Origin of the sequence: uncultured Caballeronia sp. (assembly GCF_964243625.1) — a bacterium.
GTDB lineage: Bacteria > Pseudomonadota > Gammaproteobacteria > Burkholderiales > Burkholderiaceae > Caballeronia.
The window spans coordinates 1-6,242 of the sequence record NZ_CAXTGZ010000369.1 but is presented as its reverse complement, the minus strand read 5'-3'; the positions used below and the strand labels follow the sequence as shown (position 1 = coordinate 6,242).

General features: G+C 59.9%; 6 protein-coding genes. 3 read left to right on the top strand and 3 right to left on the bottom strand.

Going from position 1 to position 6,242, the window contains the following annotated elements:
• On the top strand, positions 1–682 hold a 682-nt coding region (murU, locus tag ACFFAR_RS21925; RefSeq protein ID WP_375508460.1), incomplete at its 5' end, for an N-acetylmuramate alpha-1-phosphate uridylyltransferase MurU.
• A 10-nt stretch (positions 683–692) separates the two neighbouring features.
• Here murU and ACFFAR_RS21920 read toward each other — a convergent pair.
• Both ACFFAR_RS21920 and ACFFAR_RS21915 read right to left on the bottom strand, forming a co-directional pair.
• The gene (locus tag ACFFAR_RS21920; RefSeq protein ID WP_174364025.1) at positions 693–1,115 is read right to left on the bottom strand and encodes a PIN domain-containing protein; all 423 of its coding nucleotides are present in this window, start codon (positions 1,113–1,115) and stop codon (positions 693–695) included.
• Complete coding sequence (locus ACFFAR_RS21915) at positions 1,112–1,357, bottom strand: plasmid stabilization protein (RefSeq protein ID WP_174364026.1); 246 nt, start codon at positions 1,355–1,357, stop codon at positions 1,112–1,114. The genes ACFFAR_RS21920 and ACFFAR_RS21915 overlap by 4 nt, the downstream gene beginning before the upstream one ends.
• A gap of 154 nt (positions 1,358–1,511) precedes the next feature.
• Between ACFFAR_RS21915 and purB the strand changes: the two genes are divergently transcribed.
• Positions 1,512–2,900 (top strand): adenylosuccinate lyase, encoded by a 1,389-nt coding sequence (gene purB / locus ACFFAR_RS21910; RefSeq protein WP_174364027.1) that lies wholly within the window; start codon positions 1,512–1,514, stop codon positions 2,898–2,900.
• A 137-nt stretch (positions 2,901–3,037) separates the two neighbouring features.
• On the opposite strand, the gene ACFFAR_RS21905 is transcribed toward purB, so the two are convergent.
• Entirely contained in the window at positions 3,038–5,857 is a 2,820-nt protein-coding gene (locus ACFFAR_RS21905; RefSeq protein ID WP_174364028.1) for an Ig-like domain-containing protein, read from the bottom strand.
• A 202-nt stretch (positions 5,858–6,059) separates the two neighbouring features.
• On the opposite strand from ACFFAR_RS21905, the gene ACFFAR_RS21900 reads away from it, so the two are divergent.
• A partial coding sequence (locus ACFFAR_RS21900; RefSeq protein WP_375508459.1) for a hypothetical protein occupies positions 6,060–6,242 on the top strand: 183 nt, incomplete at its 3' end.

Genomic DNA, 6,242 nt, shown 5'->3' with positions numbered 1-6,242 from the left:
CGCAGGCCGCGGCGAGCGCATGCGTCCGATGACGGATACGAGTCCCAAGCCGTTGCTCAAGGTCGGCGGCAAGGCACTGATTGTCTGGCAGATCGAACGGCTGGCGGCGGCGGGGTTTGAAGTCATCGTGATCAATCACGCGTGGCTCGGGCGCATGCTTCAGTCGAACCTCGGCAACGGTTCGCGTTGGGGCGTCGAAATTCGTTACTCGCACGAAATGCACGCGCTGGAGACGGCTGGCGGGATTGCCAAGGCTTTGCCGCTGCTGGAAACGCAAGGCGAGCCGGCGATATTCCTGGCGGTGAGCGGCGATGTTTTCTGCGATTTCGACTACGCGAGCTTGCGCACGCGTGTCCCGTCGATGGCGCTCGCATCCGAGCCGGCGATGCATCTGGTGATGGTGCCGAATCCCCCGTTTCATAAGCTCGGTGACTTTGCGCTCGAGCCCAACGGCACGCTTTCGCTCGATGGCTCCGCGCGCTTCACGTTCGGCAATATCGGTTTGTACGATACCCGCATGTTTCGCGATCTCGCGCCAGGAACACGGCGTGCATTGACGCCGTATTACCAGGAGACGGTCAAGGCGGGGCGGGCAACCGGCGAGCTTTATGAAGGACAGTGGGAGAACGTAGGAACCGTGGCGCAGCTCGAGGCGCTGGATCGGGCGCTGCGGGGCAAGTAGGTGCTGGTCGCTACGCCGCTGTCCAGGGATCGACAACCGAAACTCCGCTAGCCTCAAAGTCCTTGCCGTTTCGCGTGGCAAGTACTGCATCGCGGCTATGACAGATCGCGGCGATTTGCGCATCGGCGGAACTGATCGGCCGGCCTTGCGCTTCGCGTTCCGCTACGAGGATCGCGTAGCAGCGCGCGGCAGCTTCGTCGAAGGCCAGCACCCTGCCGGCCAGCTCACCGTCGAGCATCGATTCTATTGCGCCACGCAGCGCGGTTTTGCGTTTGCCGTGCGCGAGCCGCGCAACGCCGTACAGCAATTCCGAGACCGTAATGGATGTGATGTGCAGCTCGTGCGCGTATTGAGAATCGAGCCAGGTGAGCACGTTTTCGTCGGGGTTGGCGCGCATGATTTCCGACAAGACGTTTGTGTCCAGCACAATCATTCCGGAAACTCAGCTGCCCGCGGCTGGCCCGATCGTTCCGGCAACGTCAGGCCCTTGTCCGCAAGGCCTGCAAAACGTTGGTGAACGCGGCTGCCGAAACCGGTCGCGTTGGCGGTTCCGGCCAATGCGCTCTGCAAAATCACTCGCACTTCTTCTTCCATGGAGCGGCCGTGCCGAGCAGCTTCGACCCGAAGAAGAGCCTTGATCTGGTCATCGAGATTGCGAATTGTCAGTGTTGCCATTCAAAACTCCGCATGCTGTCATTGACTGCAATGCTAGCATAAAGCGAATGGTATGGGGGCAGTGCGGGATTCCGTGTCGTGCACGAATCCGGCGCGTGGTTCGCAAATGTTAAAATCCCTCCTTCCCTTTCGCTTTATTCTCCGCGGCCCCACCATGTCCGATACCCGTCCCGATACCCTCTTCGCGCTCACCGCGCTGTCGCCGCTCGACGGCCGTTATGCCGCCAAAACCGAAGCGCTGCGGGAATGGCTGTCCGAATACGCGTTCATGAAACATCGCGTGAAGGTCGAGATTCACTGGCTGATCGCGCTGTCGCAAGCCGGATTCGACGAAGTGCCTGCGTTCTCCTCCGAGTCCGAAGACTTCCTGCTGCAGCTCGCCGAGCGCTTTACCGCGCACGATGCCGCGCGCATCAAGGACATCGAAAAGGTCACGAACCACGACGTGAAAGCCGTCGAGTACTGGCTCAAGGAATCCGTGAAGGGTCAGCCGGAACTCGAGCGCGCAAGCGAATTCATCCACTTTGCGTGCACGTCGGAAGATATCAACAACACGTCGCACGGCATGATGATCGCGGGCGCTCGCGAACACGTCCTGCTGCCGGCACTGCGCTCGGTGCACGACCGGCTGATCAAGCTCGCTCACGCCAACGCCGCGCAACCCATGCTCTCGCGCACGCATGGCCAGCCCGCGAGCCCGACCACGCTCGGCAAGGAAATGGCGAACGTGGCAGCGCGGTTGCAGAGCGCTATCGAGCGGATTGCAGAAGTGCCGGTGCTTGCCAAGATGAACGGCGCGGTCGGCAACTTTAACGCGCATCTGTCGGCGTATCCGGATTTCGACTGGGAAGAATTCGCGGAAGGTGTGATCGAGGACCGGCTGCAACTCACGTTCAATCCGTACACCATCCAGATCGAGCCGCACGATTACATGGCCGAACTGTTCGATGCCATCTCGCGCGCCAATACGATCCTGCTCGACCTCGATCGCGACGTCTGGGGCTACATCTCGGTGGGCTATTTCAAGCAGCGGCTCAAGGCGGGAGAGATCGGGTCATCGACCATGCCGCACAAGGTCAATCCCATCGACTTCGAAAATTCCGAGGGCAATCTGGGCCTCGCCAACGCCATGCTGCGCCATCTCGCCGATAAACTCCCCATCTCACGCTGGCAACGCGACCTGACGGATTCCACTGTGTTGCGCAACATCGGTGTGGCGTTTGGCTATTCGCTGCTTTCGTACGATTCGCTGGTACGCGGACTCGACAAGCTCGAAGTCAACGCGGCGCGGCTGAACGAGGACCTGGATAACTGCTGGGAAGTGCTGGCGGAACCGGTGCAAACGGTGATGCGCCGTTATGGCGTAGCCAATCCATACGAACAACTGAAGGAACTGACGCGCGGCAAGGGCATTACGCGCGAAGGCTTGCAGACGTTTATCAATGGACTCGCGATTCCTGATGACGCGAAGAAGCTGTTGCTGGACATGACGCCGGCGTCGTACGTGGGGAAAGCGGTGGAGCTGGCCAAGCGGATCGCCTGAAAACGGCGTCGCTCCCGGTCAAATTACTTCACCAAGACAAAAAGCCGTTCCAGAAAATCCTGGAACGGCTTTTTTACGGTGATTGCGTTCAATCAGTCCACGCTCTGCCAAGTGGCCAGAGCGCGGACATCTTCAACTTAATGCACCATCACATTCACGTTCTGCTGAACCAGCAGTTCCACGTTCGTGCTCGAGTGCTCGAAGACGTTATACGACACGCCGTCCACTTTCGCCTGGCCGTGGGTGGCCCAATAACCGTCAGCCACGCCCGGAACATGCATGCTGCTGGACAGATCGACCATGTCGGTGAAGGAGCCCTTCACCATCATCTGCTTGTGGCCGTCACGCATGAACAGATCCATTTCACCCAGGTTCAGCACGTCTGCCGTCGACAGCTTCAACGTGTTCGAGCGGCCGCCCAGGTCGATCACTTCGATACCCGACAGCTTCGCTGCCGGCGACGTGCCCGTCAGCGAGTTCAAGTCGAGGAACTGATGGTCACCGACCAGGTGCAGTGTATCCGCGGCGCCGGTTTGCGAACCTGCAATATGCGCCGAGGACTGGGAGAAATACTTTGCTGCATCTGCGATGAGGTCAACGGTTTCATTGCCCGCATACTGCCCGAAGAAAACTTCATGGTCGCCCACAACGGTGTGCAGGCTCGAATCCGTAATATGGGCAGGCATCGAGGCGTTCGAATTAATTGCCACAACCACCGGTTCGGACATCTGGCCAAATTGGCCGCTCGGGGTGACCGCTGCCGCGGTAATGGTGTGCATGCCACCGGCCAGAGTTTCAGCCGACGTGTACACCCATGAGCCGTCGTGTCCGGCAACCGTCATGCCGATCATACGGCCAGCATCGAAGATATAAACGTTGACGTCGGCATCCGCTGTGCCGCTGATGACCGGCGTGGACGAACTGATCTTTCCGCCGTTTGTTACGCCACCCACGGACGTAATCACTGCCTGATGCGGGACGTCAGGAACCGGGGTCGGTTCCGGGGTCGGTTCCGGCACAGGAACCGGCGTCACTGCGCCCGAATCGACGGTCACGTAGAAGCGCGTCGACGGCTGGCCGTTGAGCCCGATATCGCTGAACGCCACCGCCGTGAACCAATGCTCGGACAAGCCCGACAGGTCTTGAGCCGGCGTGAAGGACCAGTTGCCCTTTGCGTCGCTCATGGTGGAACCGATGTCTTTACCTTCGACGTACACATGAACGCTGGTGTTCGCGTCCGCTGTGCCTGCGATAACCGGCTTGCCGTCATGCGTCGTGCCGTGGTTCATTGCTTCGCCGCCAACCGAGGTGATCACGGGCTGGCCCGGGATGACCGGAAGGTTATCCGGGGTGGGTTCCGGAGTAGGCGTCGGGGTCGGTTCCGGAGTGGGTTCAGGAACAGGAACCGGCGTCGTGCCGCTCGGATCGACGGTCACATAGAAGTAGTTCGACGGGTAGCCGTTGCGGCCGATATCGCTGAACGCCATCGCCGCGATCCAATGATCGCCGGCCACGCTTTGATCCAGCGTGAACGACCAGTTGCCCTTCTCATCGCTGACCGTGGAACCGATCACGTTGCCGTTGTCGTACACGTGGACGCTCATGTTGGCGTCCGCCGTGCCGGTGATGACCGGCTTGGCATCATGCGTCGTGCCGTGGTTCATCGCTTCGCCACCAACCGAAGTGATCACAGGCGCAGCCGGGATGATCGGAAGGTTATCCGGGGTGGGTTCCGGCGTAGGCGTCGGGGTCGGTTCCGGAGTGGGTTCAGGAACAGGAACCGGCGTCGTGCCGCTCGGATCGACGGTCACATAGAAGTAGTTCGACGGGTAGCCGTTGCGGCCGATATCGCTGAACGCCATCGCCGCGATCCAATGATCGCCGGCCACGCTTTGATCCAGCGTGAACGACCAGTTGCCCTTCTCATCGCTGACCGTGGAACCGATCACGTTGCCGTTGTCGTACACGTGGACGCTCATGTTGGCGTCCGCCGTGCCGGTGATGACCGGCTTGGCATCATGCGTCGTGCCGTGGTTCATCGCTTCGCCACCAACCGAAGTGATCACAGGCGCAGCCGGGATGATCGGAAGGTTATCCGGCGTGGGTTCCGGCGTCGGGGTGGGTTCCGGCGTAGGTTCCGGCGTAGGCGTCGGTTCCGGGGTCGGAACTGGAACCGTTCCGCTTACGTCCACGAGCACGTTCACACGTTCGGACGGCGCGTTAGACCGGCCCAACTGGTCGACTGCAGTTGCCATGATGGAGTGCACCTGCGTGTCGGACAGGCCGACTTCCGGCGTGAACGACCATGTGCCGTCCGTCTTCGAGACCGTCGAGCCGATCAAGCTCAGGCCGTCATAAATGCGGATCTCGACGCCAGCGTCCGCCGTACCCGTAATCACCGGCTTCGCGTCATGCGTCGTACCGCCACTTGTCACGCCGCCCACCGACGTAATCACCGCCTGTTGCGGGATTTCAATCGGCGTGGGTTCAGGGGTCGGTTCCGGAATCGGATGCGTTGTGGTCGAATCGTAATTGATGGTGACCGCTTCCGACTTCACGCCGTATTGGCCGTGGATCTGCGCAACTGCCGTAAAGGTGTGCTGGAACGAGCCATTCAGATTCTCAAGCGGCGTGAGTGACCAACGGCCATCGTCGCCGGTGAAGGTGACGCCGATCAGCTTCGAACCATCGTAAACATAGACATTTACATTGGCGTCTGCCGTGCCAACGATAAGCGGCATGGCCGAATCGACCGTCCCGCCGTTCGTTTGACCGCCCACTGACGTGATCACGGCCTGACTCGGGAGTTCGGTCACCGGAAGCTCCGGACCGAACCCGCCTTTGTCGTAAGGAGCTGCGGCATTGAACGCCTGCGATGCCATATTGAAGACCGGTTTTGTGTCGATGAATCCGCCAGCGAGCGTGTTATCCATCGGATATTTGGTTTGATTCGCCATTCTTATAGAACTCCTGTTACTTCAAACACTGCCAGGACATGACGCCGTCCGACCGAAGGATCGGTCGCAGGGCTCGTGACGCCCGGCACAAAGCATGCAGCGGATAGCTTTCCAAAACAGCTATCCCCATGCACGTGCGGCGATTCTGAATTGCAGTTGTAAGGTTCGACACCGGACAATTCCGAATTGCGCAGTGCGGCAGATGGACAAAAGCGCACAGGGGCATGGACTGTTTCGGCAGCGTGACAATGAAGGCGATGCGCATTGGTCCGCGTGTGTCCAATTGCAAAGCCTGGCGTTCTTCCACATGGGATTGCGTCAAACTTGGCGCAAAAAACATGTGCTTGCCTCTAAACACACATGGTTCGAACTCAAACGTTGCAAC

Bases quoted from the DNA above. Each gene is read 5' to 3' on its own strand.
- purB (WP_174364027.1), top strand. From the start codon at position 1,512: ATGTCCGATACCCGTCCCGATACCCTCTTCGCGCTCACCGCGCTGTCG.
- ACFFAR_RS21915 (WP_174364026.1), bottom strand. From the start codon at position 1,357: ATGGCAACACTGACAATTCGCAATCTCGATGACCAGATCAAGGCTCTT.
- ACFFAR_RS21905 (WP_174364028.1), bottom strand. From the start codon at position 5,857: ATGGCGAATCAAACCAAATATCCGATGGATAACACGCTCGCTGGCGGA.
- ACFFAR_RS21920 (WP_174364025.1), bottom strand. From the start codon at position 1,115: ATGATTGTGCTGGACACAAACGTCTTGTCGGAAATCATGCGCGCCAAC.